At 69.2% G+C, this 18,552-nt stretch carries 20 protein-coding genes and 2 pseudogenes; 10 read left to right on the top strand and 12 right to left on the bottom strand.

What is annotated here, in order from left to right:
• Positions 1 to 158 precede the first annotated feature (158 nt).
• The 3 genes from ACIRVH_RS39280 to ACIRVH_RS39270 all read right to left on the bottom strand — a co-directional run bounded on the left by ACIRVH_RS39280 (position 159) and on the right by ACIRVH_RS39270 (position 2,753).
• Positions 159 to 1,319 carry an oxygenase MpaB family protein gene (locus ACIRVH_RS39280; RefSeq protein ID WP_403964146.1) on the bottom strand — a complete coding sequence of 387 codons (1,161 nt, stop codon included), beginning with the start codon at positions 1,317 to 1,319 and terminating at the stop codon, positions 159 to 161.
• 104 nt (positions 1,320 to 1,423) lie between these two features.
• Positions 1,424 to 2,476, bottom strand: a complete 1,053-nt coding sequence (locus ACIRVH_RS39275; protein ID WP_403964144.1) for a polyprenyl synthetase family protein — start codon at positions 2,474 to 2,476, stop codon at positions 1,424 to 1,426.
• On the bottom strand, positions 2,469 to 2,753 hold the full coding sequence (locus ACIRVH_RS39270; protein ID WP_403964143.1) for a polyprenyl synthetase: 285 nt from the start codon (positions 2,751 to 2,753) through the stop codon (positions 2,469 to 2,471). The genes ACIRVH_RS39275 and ACIRVH_RS39270 overlap by 8 nt, the downstream gene beginning before the upstream one ends.
• A 367-nt stretch (positions 2,754 to 3,120) precedes the next feature.
• On the opposite strand from ACIRVH_RS39270, the gene ACIRVH_RS39265 reads away from it, so the two are divergent.
• On the top strand, positions 3,121 to 3,642 hold the full coding sequence (locus ACIRVH_RS39265) for a GNAT family N-acetyltransferase (RefSeq protein WP_403964141.1): 522 nt from the start codon (positions 3,121 to 3,123) through the stop codon (positions 3,640 to 3,642).
• A 133-nt stretch (positions 3,643 to 3,775) separates the two neighbouring features.
• Here ACIRVH_RS39265 and ACIRVH_RS39260 read toward each other — a convergent pair whose 3' ends face one another.
• Entirely contained in the window at positions 3,776 to 4,534 is a 759-nt protein-coding gene (locus ACIRVH_RS39260; protein ID WP_403964139.1) for a class I SAM-dependent methyltransferase, read from the bottom strand.
• A gap of 257 nt (positions 4,535 to 4,791) precedes the next feature.
• Positions 4,792 to 5,211 carry a hypothetical protein gene (locus ACIRVH_RS39255; protein WP_403964137.1) on the bottom strand — a complete coding sequence of 140 codons (420 nt, stop codon included), beginning with the start codon at positions 5,209 to 5,211 and terminating at the stop codon, positions 4,792 to 4,794.
• A gap of 136 nt (positions 5,212 to 5,347) precedes the next feature.
• On the opposite strand from ACIRVH_RS39255, the gene ACIRVH_RS39250 reads away from it, so the two are divergent.
• Positions 5,348 to 6,487, top strand: a complete 1,140-nt coding sequence (locus ACIRVH_RS39250) for an anion permease (RefSeq protein ID WP_403964135.1) — start codon at positions 5,348 to 5,350, stop codon at positions 6,485 to 6,487.
• A 42-nt stretch (positions 6,488 to 6,529) separates the two neighbouring features.
• The gene (locus tag ACIRVH_RS39245; protein ID WP_403964133.1) at positions 6,530 to 6,757 is read left to right on the top strand and encodes a hypothetical protein; all 228 of its coding nucleotides are present in this window, start codon (positions 6,530 to 6,532) and stop codon (positions 6,755 to 6,757) included.
• Positions 6,758 to 6,970: 213 nt separating this feature from the next.
• Here the strand turns inward: ACIRVH_RS39245 and ACIRVH_RS39240 are convergent, their stop codons facing one another.
• Together ACIRVH_RS39240 and ACIRVH_RS39235 are read right to left on the bottom strand one after the other, a co-directional pair.
• Positions 6,971 to 8,509: a helix-turn-helix domain-containing protein gene (locus ACIRVH_RS39240; protein WP_403964131.1), complete on the bottom strand. Its 1,539-nt coding sequence runs from the start codon at positions 8,507 to 8,509 to the stop codon at positions 6,971 to 6,973.
• Positions 8,506 to 8,820: a helix-turn-helix domain-containing protein gene (locus tag ACIRVH_RS39235; protein WP_403964129.1), complete on the bottom strand. Its 315-nt coding sequence runs from the start codon at positions 8,818 to 8,820 to the stop codon at positions 8,506 to 8,508. Before ACIRVH_RS39235 ends, ACIRVH_RS39240 begins: the two co-directional genes overlap by 4 nt.
• 179 nt (positions 8,821 to 8,999) lie before the next feature.
• Here ACIRVH_RS39235 and ACIRVH_RS39230 point away from each other — a divergent pair, with 179 nt between their 5' ends.
• Both ACIRVH_RS39230 and ACIRVH_RS39225 read left to right on the top strand, forming a co-directional pair.
• On the top strand, positions 9,000 to 9,272 hold the full coding sequence (locus ACIRVH_RS39230; protein WP_403964127.1) for a hypothetical protein: 273 nt from the start codon (positions 9,000 to 9,002) through the stop codon (positions 9,270 to 9,272).
• A gap of 243 nt (positions 9,273 to 9,515) precedes the next feature.
• Positions 9,516 to 9,992 carry a hypothetical protein gene (locus ACIRVH_RS39225; RefSeq protein ID WP_403964125.1) on the top strand — a complete coding sequence of 159 codons (477 nt, stop codon included), beginning with the start codon at positions 9,516 to 9,518 and terminating at the stop codon, positions 9,990 to 9,992.
• A gap of 50 nt (positions 9,993 to 10,042) precedes the next feature.
• Here the strand turns inward: ACIRVH_RS39225 and ACIRVH_RS39220 are convergent.
• Positions 10,043 to 10,252: pseudogene (locus ACIRVH_RS39220) on the bottom strand (nuclear transport factor 2 family protein); the annotation flags it as partial.
• A 290-nt stretch (positions 10,253 to 10,542) separates the two neighbouring features.
• Here ACIRVH_RS39220 and ACIRVH_RS39215 point away from each other — a divergent pair.
• The 3 genes from ACIRVH_RS39215 (at position 10,543) to ACIRVH_RS39205 (ending at position 13,805) form a co-directional block, all read left to right on the top strand.
• Positions 10,543 to 11,511, top strand: a complete 969-nt coding sequence (locus tag ACIRVH_RS39215) for an Lrp/AsnC family transcriptional regulator (RefSeq protein ID WP_403964123.1) — start codon at positions 10,543 to 10,545, stop codon at positions 11,509 to 11,511.
• A 118-nt stretch (positions 11,512 to 11,629) separates the two neighbouring features.
• Complete coding sequence (locus tag ACIRVH_RS39210) at positions 11,630 to 12,832, top strand: epoxide hydrolase family protein (protein ID WP_403964121.1); 1,203 nt, start codon at positions 11,630 to 11,632, stop codon at positions 12,830 to 12,832.
• 148 nt (positions 12,833 to 12,980) lie between these two features.
• A complete protein-coding gene (locus tag ACIRVH_RS39205; protein ID WP_403964119.1) occupies positions 12,981 to 13,805 on the top strand; it encodes a M55 family metallopeptidase in 825 nt (274 codons plus the stop codon).
• Between the two features lie 89 nt (positions 13,806 to 13,894).
• Here ACIRVH_RS39205 and ACIRVH_RS39200 read toward each other — a convergent pair whose 3' ends face one another.
• Entirely contained in the window at positions 13,895 to 15,508 is a 1,614-nt protein-coding gene (locus ACIRVH_RS39200; RefSeq protein WP_403964117.1) for a phospholipase D-like domain-containing protein, read from the bottom strand.
• A 150-nt stretch (positions 15,509 to 15,658) separates the two neighbouring features.
• On the opposite strand from ACIRVH_RS39200, the pseudogene ACIRVH_RS39195 reads away from it, so the two are divergent.
• Positions 15,659 to 15,756 (top strand): annotated as a pseudogene (locus tag ACIRVH_RS39195).
• Positions 15,757 to 15,777: 21 nt separating this feature from the next.
• On the opposite strand, the gene ACIRVH_RS39190 reads toward ACIRVH_RS39195, so the two are convergent.
• Entirely contained in the window at positions 15,778 to 16,200 is a 423-nt protein-coding gene (locus ACIRVH_RS39190) for a hypothetical protein (RefSeq protein ID WP_403964115.1), read from the bottom strand.
• A gap of 268 nt (positions 16,201 to 16,468) precedes the next feature.
• On the opposite strand from ACIRVH_RS39190, the gene ACIRVH_RS39185 reads away from it, so the two are divergent.
• Entirely contained in the window at positions 16,469 to 17,176 is a 708-nt protein-coding gene (locus ACIRVH_RS39185) for an alpha/beta fold hydrolase (RefSeq protein ID WP_403964113.1), read from the top strand.
• A gap of 34 nt (positions 17,177 to 17,210) precedes the next feature.
• Here ACIRVH_RS39185 and ACIRVH_RS39180 read toward each other — a convergent pair whose 3' ends face one another.
• Together ACIRVH_RS39180 and ACIRVH_RS39175 are read right to left on the bottom strand one after the other, a co-directional pair.
• The gene (locus ACIRVH_RS39180) at positions 17,211 to 17,864 is read right to left on the bottom strand and encodes a DNA alkylation repair protein (protein WP_403964204.1); all 654 of its coding nucleotides are present in this window, start codon (positions 17,862 to 17,864) and stop codon (positions 17,211 to 17,213) included.
• Positions 17,865 to 18,024: 160 nt separating this feature from the next.
• The gene (locus tag ACIRVH_RS39175) at positions 18,025 to 18,495 is read right to left on the bottom strand and encodes an RICIN domain-containing protein (protein ID WP_403964112.1); all 471 of its coding nucleotides are present in this window, start codon (positions 18,493 to 18,495) and stop codon (positions 18,025 to 18,027) included.
• Between the last annotated feature and the right edge of the window lie 57 nt (positions 18,496 to 18,552).

The following is an 18,552-nucleotide window of genomic DNA, read 5'->3' as shown; positions in this document are numbered from 1 at the left end:
GGGAGGCCCGGCGCCGCGTGGGGTGCCGGGCCCACGGCGGAGCTGAGTGCGTCAGTTGGCCGCGTGCGCTCCCGCCGGCGCGTTCGCTTCTGCCCGTGCGGTCCGGGCTCGCCGGCAGTCCCGCCCCTGCTCGCATAGGCACGCGAGCGGCGTGATGATCAAGAGACTGTGACGGCCGGTGGGGTCCACCGGTGGGTGCGGGGCGTCGCGCTGGAGATGCCGTAGTCACTCTTGAGCCGTTCGGGGATGGCGTAGTGCATGACGCGTCCGCGGGTGAGGGTGGACAGTTCGAACACGCTGGTGAGGTGGCCGAGACGGTCCAGGGCCCAGGCGCCGAACGGGGAGCGGTCCTCGATGGTCTCCAGGACGCCGAGGAGGTGGGGTACGGCCTTGACGACCGTGTCCCACGGTGTGTTCGGTACGCGGAGCCAGTCGGCGCAGGTGTCGCCGACGAGGTAGCGGATCAGGGCGGAGACGATCGGGTCGAAGAAGGTGCCGGGTACCACCTCTTCGTAGAGGTCGATGAGCTGGCGGGTCAGATGGGCGCCCTCCTCGGAGGGGCCCATGTGCCGGATCATGTACCGGTCGAGGAAGTGGCGGGCGTCGTCGAGGGTCTTGGGGACGGCGTCCTGGTCGACGCCGAGCATGGCGCCGACGACGCGCCAGGCGTAGTAGTAGGCTTCCGCGCCTTCCTGTGACATGTGGATGCCGAGGCGGTGCAGGCTGTCCAGCACGAGCATGGAGAAGAACATCTGCCCGCCGATCATGTCCTCCTGGTTGATCGGCGTGCCGAGTACGTCGGTGTCCCACCGGTTCTCGCGCTTGAGGTGGTGGCGGATGGAGGCGTGCAGGAGGCGGACCTTCTGTGCGGCGGGGATGAAGCGGCTGCCGGCTTCGAAGGCGTCGGGCTGCATCAGGTAGACGGTGAACTGGCCTGTCTCCGCCATCCGCTTGGACGGGTATTTCAGCCCGTGGGTGGCGGACAGCAGCTTCGCCACGTGCGGGACGACGTAGCAGGCGGGCATGGAGGCGAAGGACAGGGCGGTGGAGATGTGCACGTTGTTGTCGATGAAGAACAGCCGAGCCTTCTCCATTTCGGCCCAGTCCACCCAGGTCGGCGGGACACGAGTGGCCTCGAGGTAGTCCCGGGCCACGTCGGGCAACCCGTCCGGGAGGGGAGCGCCTGCCGTGGAGACGTAGCGCATCAGGGTGTTGAAAGTGCCCACCTCGCCCCGTTCGAAGAGCGCGGCGACGGTGGCGTCGGCGAGTTCGTCACCGCCGTTCCGCAGGGCGTCCATCGATGCTTCGGTGTAGGTCATGAGGGGGCTCCTTGTCTTTCGCGGGGTCGTCCGCGAGCGGCGGCAGGGGCTGGGGCCGGCTCGGGTCGCGGTCGGCTGGGGGCTGTGCGGCGGCGGTGCGAGGGTCAGGACAGGCGGTTCGTCGCCGACTGCGCCAGTGAGGTCAGCGCGCCGGCGGCGTGCGCCGGCACGTCCAGCTCGTGCAGAGCGTCCAGTGCCTCCTCGACCCGTGCGCTGATCAGGGCCTCGATGCGGTCGGGTGCCTTCAGCCGGCGCATCACCTCGCGGACCGTGTCCAGAGCAGTCGCGTCCAGGCCGGGGCAGCCCAGCTGGGTGCGCAGCCGTTCACGGTCGTTGTCGCCGGCGAGGCGCCAGGTCTCTGCCAGCAGTGCGGTGGGCCGGTGTCCGCGCACATCGTCGGCGGCGGACTTGCCGGTGCGTTCCGGGTCGCCGAACAGGCCGAGCAGGTCATCGCGCAGCTGGAACGCCTCGCCCAGCGGCAGCCCGTACGCGGAGTAGCCCTCGCGCAGCCGCTGACCGGCCCCGGCCAGGGCGCCGCCGATCAGCAGGGGTTGCTCGACGGTGTACTTGGCGGTCTTGTACCGAATCACCTTCAGGGACGCCTCGGTGTCCGGGCCGACTCCGGTGCGCAGGATTTCGAGGCACTCCCCCGCGATCAGTTCCCGGGCCATCACCGCCCACAACGGGCGGGCCCGAGCGAGGTAGGCGGCCGGCAGACCGCTGGTGGCGAACAGTTGTCCGGCCAGTGCTGTCAGCAGGTCTCCCACCAGCATCGCCAGCGACCGTGCGGCGGCATCGGCGTGCGGACGGCGCCGTACGGCACCACGCAGGGCGACGTGTGCGGTGGGGCGACCGTGCCGCAGCGGGCTCTCGTCGATCAGGTCGTCGTGCACGACCGCTGCGGCATGCACCAGCTCCATGGACGCCGCCGCCCGCACCAGCGCGTCACTGTCCGGCTGCCCCACCGCGCGCCAGCCCCAGTAGCAGAACGCTGCCCGCAGCCGTTTGCCGTCGGCGACCGCAGCCTCGAGCTGATCTGCCACCGGGCCCAGCAGCGGATCGACCGCGGCGAACTGGTCGGCCTCCTCGGCGACGAACCGGTGCAACACCCCGTCGACGCGGTTCTTGAACGCCGCCGGCTCCCACCGGTCAGACATCGTCCCCCGCTCGACGAGCCAGGGCGTGCCGGGCAAGGATCTCCAGGTGGGCCGGGGGTACAGTCGCGTACCGGTCCAGCACCAGGCGCCCACGTGCCATGAGGTCCTGCTCCGCCTGCGCCGCCAACTCCGTGGCGTCCGAGCGGCGCAGCAGGCTCCGCACCGTTCCCACGGCCGAGTCCAGCGTGCTCACCGCCAGATCGGCCAGCCCGGCGGCGAGCAGCACCGCCTGCTCGTCCAGGCCCCTGCGCCGTCCCGATTCCGTTTCTCGCGTCATGCACTTCCCCCACCCACAGCACGTCCGGACGGCGCCGGTCACGCGCCGCTTCTCCGAGCATCGCGCCGGACTGGATGCGAGAGCGGAAGAACTCACGATCGAGCGATCATCTCGATTGACCGTACGGATCATCGCTGCTGGAAGCCCCAGCGCCGTCGAAGCGGTGTCAGCCGGCGACGCCGCCGGGAGCGACAAGGCCCGTCTCGTAGGCGAGGACCACGGCCTGGGCGCGTCGCGGAGCGCGGGTGTGCTGAGCACGGTCACTTGGCCACCCGACAAGTCCTGCGGAGCGTCTATCGATCACCAGTTGCGACCTACCGCAGAACCGGCAGCGGCCGTGGTCGGACGAACGTGCGAAGATCCCTGGGTGAATGATCTACGTGTCCGCTCTGCATCCGAGGGCGACTTGGCTGCCCTGGTCCTCCTTCGCGACGTGGCGGCACGCTGGATGCTCGCCCGCGGTATCACCGGGCAGTGGCTGCCGGGAGAGTTGGACGAGGATCACTTCCGCCGGGTCATGGCACACGGCGAGATCTGGCTCGCAGAGGCCGGCGGGCGCATCGTCGGCGCCTGGGAGCTGTGGTGGGAGGACGAAGACGCCTGGGGCCCGCAGCCGCCCGTGGCCGGATACGTGCACCGCCTCATGGTGGACAGGGGTGTCGCCGCGCCCGGCACGGGGAGGCTGCTGCTGAGCGCCGCGGAACACCGAGTGGCTGCGGTGGGACGGACATGTGTGCGCCTAGACTGCTTGGCCGGTAATACGCAGCTCAACGCCTACTACCGGAACGCCGGTTACCGTCCCGTGGGCCTGAAGGAGGGCAAGCCGCAGCCGAGCGGGACGCCCAAGTCCTTCACGCTGCTGGAGAAGCAGCTCCTGAAGGCAGGGTAGGGCGGACATCGGGCGTCCCTTTCAGATCAGCGTCTGCGTCGACTCCACGACTGGAGACCACCTTGCCTGTGACAGCCAGGGCCTGCCTCCGGCCTTTACCGGCACTGGCCCAGCGCGCTGACGAAGAGCCGCATCAGCTCAGTTCGAGCGTGAGCAGCGGCTCAGCAAACACAGGCGCCGGGGCGTCGGGATCTTCGGCGACAGCCTGCTCCAGTCGGAGGAAGCCGGCCTCCAGCTCGTCGGGACTGAGCTGCGCGAAGAAGGAGAGGGTGCGCAGGCGCAGCCGTTCGAGCATGGCGCCGCGGGTGCCCGAGGACGGCTCGGTGACCGTGCCGAAGCTGGCCACGCGCCAGCCGACCGACGTGAAGGTCTCGATGACTTCGTGCAGGGGCTGAAATATCGAGGCGTCCGCCTCGTAACCGCGGGGGAAGTACTCCAGCCACCACGGCCGGGGATGGTGGTCGCTGAAGTTCGTGCGCAGGAGCAGCCGTCCGCCGGTCCTGACCACCCTGGCCAGCTCCCGGGCTGCCCGGGGCTTGTCCTGGACGTGGTGCCAGGACCAGCCCATGAGGGCGTAGTCGGCGCTGTCGGACGGCACGGGTATCTCCTCGGCGGTGCCTGGGAGATACCGCACACCGGGATGCTGGGACTGTGTCTGCGCGACCTCGCGCATACGAACCGATGGCTCGACGCCGATGACCGGCCCGAACGCTCGCGCCAGCGCGGGGGTGAACCTGCCGGTCCCTGAGCCGACGTCCAGCCCCGCCAGCGTACGCCGTTCGGGCAGCGCCGCCTCAAAAGCGCTCATCCATACGTGGAGTTGCTGCTGGGTCAGCGCGCGGCCGCGCGCATAGTCCTGATGCTGCTCCGAGTCGTAGTCGATCGATCTCATCGCTGCTCCCCGTGTTGACCGGGCGACCGCAAGTGCCGCACCGATATATCAAGTTGATACATCGGAACGATATGCGTCGGCGCGTCACCCGACAAGGCCGTCTGCCCGAACGGGACTTCACCGACGACCCGTGGTGCACTGTGACCCTCGCCGGTCGGTCTCACGCCGGTACGAGATGAGGGCACCGGCGATGCAGACGAAGGCAAGGGAGAGTCCGGCCTTGCGCTCATGGCGCCGATGCAGGTGTCGGCAGCCGTTCAGCGCGCCAGGTCCGCCAGCACACGCCGGGCGACGACGCGAAACTCCGAGTCGTTGTGAATGACCAGCATCAGCGGCAGTTGTGCGACGGCCGCCGCGCGCGCCGCACCCGGCTGGTCCAGGCTGTGTTCGTCCGCACTCTCAGCGACGGCGCCCAGCATGCCGAGCAGGTTCGCGCGACGCACTCCCGCCGCCGCGAAGCATGCCAGAAAGGGGGCGGCCGCCACCGTGGCCTCGTACGGCGTGCCCTGGTGCACGAGGCTGCTCCACAGTTCCTCCTCCGCCTCTGCCGCAGCCTCCTCGTCCGCGCCCGTCGCCGCACGCAGCAAACCGGGCACATCATCGGCCGGACCATGGGCATGGCCGAGTTCCGGCCAAGCAACCCGGTGAAGGTCTGCAAACGCGGCGGCAAGATCCATACGGTGGATCCTGTCACCGTGCGCGGTCCCCGAGGTCGCGGGCTCCGGAAACGCCGCTTAGCGTGGAAGGCAAGGCGCGTCCGGGCGGGCACGCACGGCAGGCGCGAGGTCCGGCCCTCCCTCGTGAGGTTTCCCAGTGGGTACCGTCTCGTTCCTTCTCATCGTCGTCGTTCTGACAGCTCTGGCTTTCGACTTCACCAACGGGTTCCACGACACCGCCAATTCGATGGCGACGTCCGTGGCCACCGGTGCTCTGAGACCTCGCGTCGCGGTCGCGGTCGCGGGTGTGCTCAATCTGGGGGGCGCCTTCCTGTCCACGGCCGTGGCGAAGACCATCTCCGGCGGCATCGTGGACGACTCGAAGGTGTCCCTGGTCATGATCTTCGCGGGTCTCGTCGGCGCACTCCTCTGGAACCTGATGACCTGGCTCGCCGGGTTGCCGTCGAGTTCGTCGCACGCTCTGTTCGGGGGGCTGATCGGTGCCGTGTGGGTCGGTGCCGGCGGATCCGCCGTGCAGTTCGGGGTGCTCGTGGAGAAGATCGTGATCCCTGCCGTCCTCTCGCCGATCGTCGCCGGCGTCGTGGCCGTGCTGGCGACCTTCCTCGCGTACGTCATCACCGGGCGGACGGCGCCTGATCAGGCGCGGAGCGGATTCCGCAGGGGGCAGGTCGGTTCGGCGTCGCTGGTCGCACTGGCGCACGGCACCAACGACGCGCAGAAGACCATGGGCGTCATCACTCTCGCTCTCATCTCCGCCGGGCTACTGCCCCACGGCTCCGGGCCGCCCTGGTGGGTGGTGCTCACCGCCGGTCTGGCGATCGCCCTCGGCACGTACGCGGGTGGCTGGCGGATCATCCGCACCATGGGCAAGAGCCTCACCGACATCGAGGCGCCCCAGGGCTTCGCGGCCGAGACCAGCGCCACAGCCGTGATTCTCGCGTCCTCCCACATGGGCTTTCCTCTGTCGACCACGCAGGTGTGCACCGGAAGCATCCTGGGCGCGGGGCTGGGGCGCAGACTGGCGCAGGTGCGGTGGGGCGTAGCCGGGCGCATCGCCCTGTCGTGGGCGCTGACGCTGCCGGCAGCAGCGGCCGTCGGCGGCGCCGCAGCCTGGATCGCAGATCACGGCACTCTCGGTGTGGCCCTGGTGGCGGCCGCGGCCGTCGGCTCGGCAGCCGGGTTCTGGGCCTTGTCGCGCCGCCGCCCCGTGACCGCCGACAACGTCAATGACCTGCCCGCTCCGCTGCGCCGGCACGCGGAGAACCCCGCCGCGTGAGCGGGGGCGGCCGTCCGGTCCACAGTCAGAGGGAGGCGACGGATGGACATCGACTGGAGTGCCTTCGGCGGAGTCTTCGGTGCGAGCCTCGGTATCACGCTGCTCACGGTCGTGCTGTTCTCTCTCGGCATCGCCGCCTGGCCCGGCGACACCGGCGAGGAACAGACGCGCCGTGCCAACCGGCCGATCGGCGCCGCGGTGGCGGTGTTGTGCTTCTGCGCGTGCCTGGCGGTCGCCACCTACGGGATCTCTCTGATCGTCGGCCGCTGACAGACGAGTGTCGCCTCCGGGTGCTGCCCGCGGCGCAGGGGCACGGCGGTGCCGGTGATCGCGGCGGATACAGGCCATGGCCGCCGCGTTCTTCCCGGCTTGCTCCGGAGAAAAGCGGCTGGTCCTGGATCATGGACGTCGACCCGAAGGAGACCGCCCGGTCGACCATGGCCGAGCCGTTTCAACCCGGTCATGCGATCCGAACGCAAGCCTCTAGCCCGTCGTGGCGGGGGAACCGACGGTGTAGACGTCCTTGACCTTCACCTCGGTGACGCCGCGTCCCTCGGGGAACACCGCGCGCCAGTCACCGATCACGTGCAGCTCGTCGGTGCCCATCGCCCGGACGACCATCAGGCCCTCGTCGTACGCCCTGTGCGCCTTCCACCACAGGTTCACGAATGCCTGCGAGCGGATCATGTGCATCCAGTCGGTGCGGTACAGCTCCCGGTTGTAGTTCGACTCCCCCATCGTGGAGACGAACTTCGAGTACATGGCCTTCACGTACTCCAGCGTGACCTCGTCGTCCTCGGCGATCGCGCGCTCCCGGGCGTCCTTCAGTGCGACGCGGAACTTGTCCAGCAGGATCTCCGTCGCCCCGGAGGTCCAGGACTCGTGGATCTCGGGCGGGTCGCACAGCCCGTACTTCGGGCCGGAGAGCCGCAGCAGCAGCCGCAGGGTCGGCTCGGTCACCCACAGCGGGCCCGGCTCGTCCCGGCTGCCGATCGGATGGGGCAGGCAGGCGTCGTGCTCCCAGGTGGGCGGAGTGATCAGGTGGACGCCGGCGCGGCGGCGGTCGTGATGGTTGCCGGTGGAGTGCTCCAGTTGGCCGAGCGGCAGGTGGGTCTTGAGCGCGGACAGGTAGGCGCCGTTGACATCGAGCGCGGTCACCTCGTGCTTGCCGGGCGGCAATTCTGCCCGTGCCCACTTGGGCCGGGCCTCCCAGATCTGGTCGGCGCCCCGGGAGGTCTGCTTGCGCAGGATGTCGGGCAGCCACGGGTGGGCGACGACGTCGTACCGGCCGCCCTTGCGGCTCTCGTCCAGCAGCACCATCGCGTCCGGGATGGCTCGCTTCACCAGTGCCGCGGTTGCCGCTTCGACGTCGCCGGAGTGCTGGGCGAGGGCGGCCGCGACGGCCGAGCCGATCAGGCCTGGGGTGTCGGCGGTCTTCAGACGACGCCCGACGGGTACGACCTTCACTCCCCGCGCCGCCTGGCCGGCGCTGTCGGAGGACGCCGGCCGACGGGGTTCGCTCTGCGGAGCGGGGCTCTCCGGCTGCGCGGGCTCGGGCGTCCGGGTGTGCCCGGCCGTCTGCATGTGCCCGGCCGTGCCGCAGTCGGCGGGGTCCAGGTGCTGCGGAAATCCCGCGACCTGGTGGGAGGCGGGCTGCCCGCACAGCACACAGGGCTGCGGCGTGTACAGGGCCTCGACGTCGTCGGGATCGGCCGCCTGCTCAGCTTCCGCCGGGGCGGCGTCCGCCGGTTCCTCGGCGGGGGCCTCCTCGGCCGTAGCGGCAGCCAGCTTGGTCCGCGCTCCGTCGAGGAAGTACGCGTACTTCTCCCGCACTTCACCGCTCGGATCCCGCCCGGCCTCCCAGCCCCCGACCGTGGACGGGCTGACGTTCAAGACCTGCGCGAGCTGGGCACGCGAAAGGCTCAGTCCTTCGCGCAGGGCGCGCCGCTCCTCGGCGGGAGGCAGCGGGACCTCTTTCCTGGCCCCCGCGAGCAGGGCATCGATCGCTTCGAAGTCCGTCATCGGACTCCCCCGTCCGGTACGGCCGCGGGGCGTGCGGTCTGGGCGTGGCGGCCGGGAACGCGACGGCGTTCCTCGGGCAGTGACTCCGTGGCACGGGTGGGTCCTGCCAGGAGTTCGAGGACGTCGATGCCGTAGTGCGCGGCGACCGCGTCGCAGTCGGCCAGGCTCCATACGGCGGTGCCGGACTGACGGCGGCTCACCTGGGCCTGGCTCACTCCCAGTGCGGCGGCTAGATCGGTCTGCGACTCGCCGGTCGCGTGCAGGAGTGCAGCGACAGTGGAACGTACCCGCTCATCAAGGCTCATGCCCATGGCGATGACTCTATCGCGTATCACTCATGTGCTATGCGCATATTGCATGGGAGTTCATCGAGGGAGTGGACCTGGTCGGGTGGATCCGGTACCCGCGCAGGATCTGGCCGCCGTCGGTCCGGCGGCGTCAGCGAGCTCAAATCCCGGGAACGTCGCCCAAGGTCCTGCATGATCGCTATGTGAGACCTGTACCGAAGCAGGTCGGACTGCTCTATGTCGTCCTGGTTGGCGTCTTTCTCACCCGGTACATCGCACGCGGCCAAAAGGTCGACCATCTGGGCACCGTGGTCTCCGCGTTCACTGCCCTGCTCGCGCTGCCCGCCGCAGTCGTCGCCGTGATCCGCTCCGGCAAGACCGGGCCGGTGCCCGCCCGTCCCGGTTGGACATGGCCGACCAGCTCGCCCAGGCGGTACGCCAGCAGTGGGAGGCCGAGGCCCGGCTACGCCGCCTGAACGACCCCTGCCCGCTGCCGGTCGCAGGGGAGGCGGCCGACGCGGACCTCGTCGAATCGTGGACTCATCTCGACCAGCCTCGGGGTCGGGCTCGGAGTCGGGCTCCCGTGTGCAGTGATGGCGGCCTTCATCACTGCGTCCGCACGAGACAGAAACCCAAGTTCAGGGATCCGCTGGAGCTGGAGAGGGAAATCCTGGCTCACCGTCGAGGTTGACGTCAAAAATGCGCTCCAGTACGGACTCGTGGCCGCACTCGCAGGCGGGTTCCCGTTCGCGCTCATGGGCGGGCTCCGGTCGGTACACCCCTACCTGGACAAGGCAGTGGGACCAGGCGTGGTCCTGGCCCGGGATCGGCGCACCTTTTCGGCCATCACGCTCGCGGTCGGGATCGTGGGCGCGCTCGCGTTCGGGCTCGTCACCGTGCTTGAAATCGCGTTCGGGTACCCGCCCGACTACTCGTCGAGTGAGCTCGCACCAGGGCTCGCGTACGGGCTCGCCGCCGGACTCACGGTCGGCCTCATGCTCGCCCTCGCCCGGTCGGTGTGGATGCAGTTCCAACTGGCGCGCATCACACTGGCGGCAGCGGGGCGTGTGCCCTGGCGCTTCATGAGTTTCCTGGCCGACGCCCAGGAGCGACGCGGCGTGCTACGACAGGCAGGCGCCGTCTACCAGTTCCGCCACCTCGACCTCCAACGCCACCTCGCACAACACCAACCGTGATCAGCGACAGTCGCTGGCCGATGTCCTGGTGGTCGTTGCCAGGCGAAGTCTCATGCCTGAGGGATCCGGTCGAGGAAGGCGAGGACGGAGGTGATCCGGCCGTCCTCGTCCAGGGTGACCACGTCGGAACCGGCGACCGGCGCAGAGCCGTCGGCGGTGGACACCAACTCCCAGCCGAAGCGGGCGATGTGATGGTTGCCGTCCACGTCACCGGCCAGCCTGAACTCAAACCCGGGGAACTGCTCGTGCGCGCCCCGGATTCGTCCCGTCGAGGACGACTGCGACCGGGTTGCCGCGATAGGGGCTGGTGGAAAACACGTCGACCTGTACGAACGGGCGTGTGCGCGTTGCAGATCGGCTGCTCGATCAGTCATCGTCTTCTCCCATCACCATCTCGACGTGGTCGTCTGGAGCGGGTCAGGGGGCCGCTGGTGAACCGTTCCGCTTGTTCACCCCGTCCGCTGACACAGAACGTTGTATGGCCCGTCAGCCGATGCGCGTACATTCAGCGGCTCGCAGCACAGGAAACGTGTCACGGTTGCGTCATACCATGCAGAACATGCGCCAGTCGCTCGACGAAACGGACCGTCGGATCGCGGCCGCCCTGCTGGCCTCGCCGCGGGCCTCCTGGCGCGAGGTGGCCCGCTGCCTGGGCCTGTCCGAGCGCACCGTCGTACGCCACGTCGCACCCCTGTACGCAGACGGCACCCTGCGTGCGACGGTCGTGCGCAACCCGGCGTGCTTCCCGCACGTGATCCCCATCGCCCTGCGTATCCGCTGCCGCCCCAACAAGATCCTTCAGGTCGCCCACGCGCTGGCCCGCCGCAGCGACACCGTCTGGGTCGACATCCTCGGCGGCGGCGACGAGATCTCCACGATCTTCTTCCTCGCCGGCCCCGAAGCCCGCAACACACTGCTGCTGCGCGACCTGCCCGCCACCGAAGCGGTCGGCACCTGGACCTCCCACACCCTGCTGCGGGTCTTCCCCACCGCGTTCCGCTGGACCGCCGGTCTCCTCTCACCCGACGAACTGGCCCAGCTCACCCCCGAGCCCACCCCGCCCACCGCGCCGCCCGCGGCCGCCGACATCGACTCCGCGCTGATCACTGCGCTGACCGAGGACGGCCGGGCCACCTACACGGACCTCGCCCGCCGCGCCGACACCACCGCCCTCACCGCCCGCAGGCGCCTCGACGCACTCGTGCGCGGCCAGGTCATCCGCCCGGCCACCGAACTCGACCTCGCACTGCTCGGCGCTCACGCCGAAGCCCTGCTGTGGATCGCCGTGCGGCCCGGCGCACTGCAGGAGACCGCGCAGACCCTCAGCGCCCACCCTCACGTCCGGTTCTGCGCCGCCACCACCGGCCCCGCCAACCTGGTCGTCGCGCTCGCCGCCGCCGACCTCGGCGCTCTGTACATGTTCCTCACCGACTCCGTCGGCCCCCTGGACGGGGTCACCGCCATCGACACCACCCCACTCCTGGCGACGGTCAAACGGACGGGCCTGATCCGCCGCTGAGGAGGGCGGAGGCATCCGCTGTGTCCACCGTGAACTCATCGCGATCTCCGCCGCATGCCGCGCCTTGCCCCGTTAAATTGCCGATCTTGAATCGCACAGGAACCTAAGCTGCGCCGATATGACGGCATCACAGAACGAGACGATCCGCCCCTTCCGCATAGCGATCCCGGAGAGCGACCTGGAGGACTTGCGGAACCGCCTTGACCGCACCCGCTGGCCGGACGAACTGCCGGACGTCGGCTGGGCCTACGGCGTTCCGCGTGACTACCTGCGGGAGCTTGCGCACTACTGGCGGCACGAGTACGACTGGCGAGCGACGGAGGCCCGCCTGAACCAGTGGCCGCAGTTCATGACCACGATCGACGGCGCGGACATCCACTTCGCTCACATCCGCTCCCCGGAACCGGATGCCACGCCTCTGATCATCACGCACGGTTGGCCCGGTTCCATCGTCGAGTTCGAGCGGATCGCCGGCCCTCTCACCGACCCCCGTGCGCACGGCGCCGACCCTGCCGATGCCTTCCACCTGGTTCTTCCGAGCATCCCCGGCTTCGGGTTCTCCGGCCCCACCCGCGCATCGGGCTGGGAGTACCGCCGTGTCGCGGCTGCGTTCGCCGAGTTGATGCAACGCCTGGGACACCACCGTTACGGGGCCCAGGGCGGCGACTGGGGATCAGCAATCTCCCGCGAACTGGGCCGTATCTGCCCCGACCAGGTCATCGGGGTCCACCTCAACATGATTCCCGGCGCAGGGGCGACGGCCGAGCCGACCGAGGAGGAACTCGCCGCCCTCAGCCCCGTGGAGCAGGAACGCACACGGGCCTCCTGGGAGCGGATGCAGGCATGGAGCCGCGAGAAGCAGGGCTACGCCGACATCCAGTCCACGCGTCCACAGACCCTCGCGTACGCACTCACCGACTCCCCCGTCGGCCAGCTTGCGTGGATCATCGAGAAGTTCAAGGAGTGGACCGATTCCTCCGGCCTGCCGGAGGATGCCGTGGATCGAGACCATCTCCTGACCAACGTGATGCTGTACTGGCTGACCGGGACCGCCGGCTCCTCCGGGCGGATCTACTACGAGCGCGCCCACGCGTCCTACTGGGGACAGCAGCCCGAGCCCTCCAAGACCCCCACCGCGTTCGCCTCCTTCCCGCAGGAGAACTTCATCGTCCTGCGCCACATCGCCGAACGCACCGACAACATCGTCCGCTGGACGGAGTTCGATCGAGGGGGCCACTTCGCAGCGATGGAGGAGCCCGACCTGCTCGTCGGCGACATCCGTGCCTTCTTCCGAAGTCTGCGCGGCACAATCCCGTCCTGACGAGAGAGGCATCGGTTGCATCCCCGGGCGGCGGGGATCACGGTACCGGTCCACGGGCACCGTCCACCCACTACCGGGCTTGCCCGGCCACGAGCGATGATCCGCCTGAACGCCCCGGATGCAGATGACGGTTGAGGGGAGCACACGGATGAGGGTCTTCATCTCGTCGGACATGGAAGGCACCGCGGGGGTCGTCGACTGGGACCAGTGCCGGCCGTCGGGCCCCGAGTACGGCTACTACCGGGAGCTGTTGGAGCAGGAGGTCAACGCGGCGATCGAGGGCGCGGCGGCGGCCGGCGCACGGGAGTTCCTGGTCAACGACTCGCACTCGGCGATGGCCAATCTGCGGCCGGACCGCCTGGCGCACCGGGCACGTTACCTGTCCGGCCGGCACAAGCCGCTGTACATGATGCAGGGGCTCGACGAGTCGTTCGACGCGGTCTTCCTCGTCTCGTACCACGGCTCCATGTCCGGCGCCCCGGCCACGCTGTCGCACACCTACAACCCGCGTGCGATCGCCGAGGTCCGGCTGAACGGCGTGCCGACCGGGGAGGCCGGGATCAATGCCCTGGTCGCGCTCGGACACCGGGTACCGGTCGTACTCATCACGGGCGACGACGTCACCGCCGCGCAGATCGAGCCGTTCTGCCCCGGTGTCCGGGCAGCGGTGGTGAAGAACTCGGTCTCCCGCTTCGCCGCCGACAGCCTGCACCCGGAACAGGCTCGTGAGGTGATCAGGGAGGCCGCCGGTGCCGCGGTGCGGCGGCTGGCGGACGCCCCACTGCCCGCGATCGATCTGCCGGCCACCCTGGCCGTCCGCTTCCGCAACGCCGACCTGGCCGAGATGGTGACCTGGATCAACGGCGTGGCCCGTGCGGACGAACTCACCGTCCGCCTACGCGACGACGACCCCGTCCGCCTGTACCGCACCTTCGTCACGACGGTCCTGCTCACCCGAGGCATCGCCGAGTAGCCCGCAGCTTGGTGATCAAGCCGATTGAGCCGGCCTTGAGCGGGTGAGTGTCCGGCCTGTCCGCGGATTTCCTTGCGGACAGCGGGACTTCAGATCTGGCAGATGCCCCGTTCGTAGTCGACCGTGGCGGACTCCTTGGAGTAGGACCACTGCGGGCTCAGGAGCTGGGTGTCGAGCTGCTGTGCGGCGTGGGGGCTCTCGACGATGTACCCGAAGTCCTGCAACCACGCCGGATAGAGGTTCTTCGAGCCGATGTAGAACGCGGAGCCGTCGACCGAGACCAGCTTGTGGTGCTGGGCGTAGGGGTGTCCGTCGGCCCATTTCGCGCCCGGGGAACTGCGGAAGGACGCGAGCTGCAGGTTGGAGCAGAGCGCCGCCGTGGCGCTGCCCTCGTCGCCGGTGACCTGGGTGAGCCGGCTGCGGAGTACGTCGCTGATCTCGGAGAGCGACTTGATCTGTGAGTAGCCTCCACTGCCGACCGCGCCACGGTTGGCAGGGTCGCTGACGACGATGCGTACCTTGACGCCGGCGGCGAGCTTCGCGGCGAGGGCGTCGTAGACGCGGGTGTCGTAGCGGGGCAGCGGTGGGCAGGTCGCGTTGAGGTCCTGCTGCGAGATCTCGATGTGGCTGGTCGCGCTGGAGATCAGTGAACGCAGCGCGCTCTCTTCGGGGTTGACCGTGTCGTAGTCGCGGTCGGCATTGGTGTTGTCGTGCAGTCCGACCACGCACCGGGTGCCGGACGTGGACGGCAGGGCCGGATGCCAGGTCGAGGTGGGATCGGCGTCCTTGATGCCCACGCCGAGCCCGCCGACGGCGATCACCGGGACGTCGCCGGTGGCCGGGACGGCCCGCGGGTTCGTGTCCCGCTCCATGGTCGCCATGCAGTCCCCTCCGCCGGAGGCGGCGTACCAGACGCTGGCGATGTTGTTCTGGTTGCGACAGGTCCAGCTCCACAGCTGGTCCAGGTACCGGCCGGCCGTGCCGGCGGCGGGGCCGGTCAGGGCGAGGTCGACGTCGGTGACCGGGTGGGCGGTGTCGAGGTAGTCGCCCTTCCAGTCGTTGATGCCGCCGGTGATCGCGGACTCGCCGTCGACGACCAGGAGTTTGGAGTGGTTCCACGAGAAGGCGGTCTTCGAGGTGGTCATCGAGGCGACGTTGAGCGTGACGGCGTCGGCCGCCGGGCCGAGCTTGCTGCGCAGGTCGTCCCGGTACTTCGAGGGCAGCACGTTCATGTGGTACAGGGGCGCGGCCCCGACGAGGACGCGGACCTTGAGCTTGTGGCCGGAGGCCACGGAGGACTTCAGGCCGGCGACGATGGCGTCCTGGAAGGCGCCGTCCGGGAAGGGCGCGAGAGTTGAGATGTCGACGGTCCGCGTCGCCCGGGAGATGTTCTCGGTCATCTTCGCCAACAGCCGCTTGGCGCCGACGCGGTCCTTGCAGTCGGCGTCGCCCCAGCAGCCGGGCGTCTGCAGCAGCCAGCCGGCGGGGTCGCCGTCCGCGGCGTCGAGCTGGTTGCCGCTCGTCCGCTCCCACACGTCCCCGTCGAGGCCGGGTGAGACCTCGCGCAAGGTGCGTTCCACGGCGTCGAGATGTGGGGTCGCCGAGTCGGCGGCGGTGGCGGGTGCGGCGGGCAGCACGGCCAGGGAGAGGGCGGATATCAGCGTGACGCGTGCCAGACGGTTTAAGCGGGAGGAAATGATCACCCGGAGAAGTTACCAGGCAGTAGATCCCGCGTACCCGCACGCCCGGGCCCACTGCCCTCCGAGCGTGTCAGAGACAGATCAGGCCGGCGTCAGTGGGCCCTGCCAATGTTGTTCACGTGAACGGCGCGGGTCACCCGAAGCCGGGAGCAGGGAGAGGTGCCCGGAGTGGTTGATCGGGGACCAGCGAGCACGCCTCAAGGTCGGGCCTCACGAGGCCCACGCAGGTTCGAATCCTGCCCTCTCCGCCAGTACGTTTCCGGATACGTCGCTCATCCCTTGCCGGGCGGCGTCCACGGCTTCTCGGCAGGCGCCGGTCCGTCCCAGGCGCTGCGGAACTTCTCCTTCAGGCTTTTGGGCGGGGCTTCCTTCTCCTCCCGTGAATGCATGAGCCGCGCCGTGGTCACTCGTACATGGCACTCCCGGTGCCGCTGCCTCACCAGCACCACCCACGCACCGTCCGCGGTGAGGAGGGCATGCCGCGCCGGCTCGTCTCCCGGTCGGGCATGCCGTGCGAGAACCTGTGGCATGTAGTGCAGGGCCGCGTCCTCGGCCGCTTCTGCAGCCTGTGCCTCGTCCCCCTCGATGTGGTGAGTACCCACCAGCATCCAGCGATGCAGCTTCAGTTCCACGCCTTCGACGCGCTCTGTCAGTCGAGTGTCCTCTTCGATGAGGACGTACCACTCATCAGCCATGAGCTGTGCCTACCTGTCTTGCCGGGCCGGACGGACTGACGAGCGGTCGTCCGCGCCTCACCGAGGTGACCGGCGCAGACACTCTTCAACCAGCAAGATGACCACGCCGGTTGGTCAGCCCCGCAAATCCTGACATGTCGATCATCAACAGCAGACACCAGGGGCCCGGAACCAGGTGGCTGAGGATCCGGGGTGCTGACCGGGTCGGTGTTTCGGCCGCTGGTGAACGCCGATCCTCCGGCAGGGCCCGACCGCATATTCTCCGGCCATGGTTGATCAACACACGGTCGACGTCGGCGGGGTTCGGCTGGCTTGTCGGATGTCGGGTCCGCCGGATGCTCCGCCGCTCGTCCTGTTGCATGCGATGGGCGAGAATGCCACCGACTGGGAGGCGGTTGCTCCGGCCCTCGCCCGGAACCGACGGGTGTACGCCCTCGATCTTCGCGGTCACGGCCGAAGCGACTGGCCGGGGGACTACTCGCTCGAACTCATGCAGGCCGATGTGCTCGGGTTCCTGGACACACTGGGACTCGGCTCGGTGGATCTGGTCGGGCACTCCATGGGCGGGGTCGTCGCCTACCTGCTCGCTCAGGACTGTCCGCAGAGGGTGAGCCGGCTCGTCCTGGAGGACGTTCCCATCCCGCGTCCCCGGGAGCGGGCCACCCCGACCAGGCCAGACGGCGCCCTGACCTTCGACTGGGAGATGGTGCTGGCCGTCAGGCGGCAGATCGACGTGCCTGATCCCAGGTGGCTGCAGCGGCTCAGCCGGATCAACGCCAAGACCCTCGTGCTTGCCGGCGGTCCACACAGCCATGTTTCCCAGGACGGCGTCGCCGAGCTCGCTCGCTGCATCCCCGGCGCGCGAGCGGCCACCATCCCGGTCGGACACCTGATCCACCACGCGGCCCCGGAGGCGTTCGTCGAGGCGGTTTCGGCGTTCCTGGAGGAGGACTCCCGTCCTGCCCGCCACCCATAGGTGGCCACGGACACGATCGCCGCGCGTACCGACCTCACGCCCCGGTCTTGTCGTCCTGTCGACGCACCATCTCGGTGATCCAGACGGGCGCGAACGGTGACGTGCAGCCCGGGGAGGTCGGGTAGTCCTTGAGCACCTCCAGGCGCTCACCGATGTCGATTGCGCGGGTGCGGTACTCGGCGTGTTCGATCCCGATCTGAGCCAGGCAGTGGTTCATCGCCCACTGCAGGCGATCCGGCGCGTCCTTCATCTCCGCCTCGATGACGTCGAGCAGCCCTGCGAGGTCGAGGCCCTCGGGCTTCTTCGCCACGCGTTCGGTGGTCAGCGCCCAGCCGGCACTAGCAACCACCGGATCCGGATCGTCGGACCAGGCCAGACGCAGCTCTTCGGAGTGCGGGTTCTTCTTCACCACGTAGTTCACGAGCCAGTCCTGCACCTTGGGCGTGCGCGCCTCCCGCAACATGACGTCCAACTCGTCACGCTCGAAAGCCTTCGGACGGCAGATCAGGATCGCCAGCAGTCTCGCTGCGGTGTCGCCCGTCTCCCAGAGCCGGCGCGCGAGTTCCTGCTGTGTCTTCAGCCGCTTCGCGAGCGCGCGCAGCTTGCTGAGGTTCACACCGTGATCGTCACCGTGCTTCTCGTTCACCGCGCGTGCCTCCGGGTCCTCGAGCCCGGCCAGCTCGGCCATCACCTCGGCGAGCGTCGTCTCGGCCACCTCAGCCTCCTCTCCACCATGGTCGAGATTCAGCCTACGGCGGAGGGCGGCGTCCGGCCGTGCACGCCTGGCCGAGGGGCCGGTACCGGACGGCTCACCGTCCGGTACCGGCCCCTGGGCAGGGCATCGGTGCTCAGTACCAGAGCTGGTACTTGTTGTCGTCGTTGCACTCGTGCATGTAGACGGAGCTGCCGTTGCTGTCGAGGCACTCCTGGGTCTGCCGGTTACGCAGCTTCCAGTTGCCGCCCCCGACGCCGATCTCGTCCCAGCGCTGGTAGTTGTTGCCGCTGCACGGCTCCATGTAGGCGTCGTGGTCGGTGTAGGCCGTCAGACAGTAGCCGGTGTCCGCCAAGCTCTTCTCGAGCCAGCTGCCGTCGCTCAGGTGCACGTCGTGCCACCGGGTGAAGACGTCCGAGTCCCAGCCGACCGTGACGTCGTCCGGGTGGTTGTTGGCCCACTTTATCTGCAGGGCGTTGCCCGACTCGCGGTGCACCCAGTGCACGTCGCCGTCGGCGTGCGCCGCCGTGGACATGGTCAGCGCCAGGACCGGTGCGAACGCGGCGGTTCCGAGAACCTTGGCTATGCGGGCGGTGTTGATGCGCATGGGAGATCCCCCTGTGTGTCGTTGTTCGTGGTCGGAAGGGTGTGCGGGACGGAGCCG

Source organism: Streptomyces sp. NPDC101165 (assembly GCF_044768135.1).
Lineage (GTDB): Bacteria > Actinomycetota > Actinomycetes > Streptomycetales > Streptomycetaceae > Streptomyces.
This window is presented reverse-complemented; position numbering and strand designations above follow the sequence as displayed.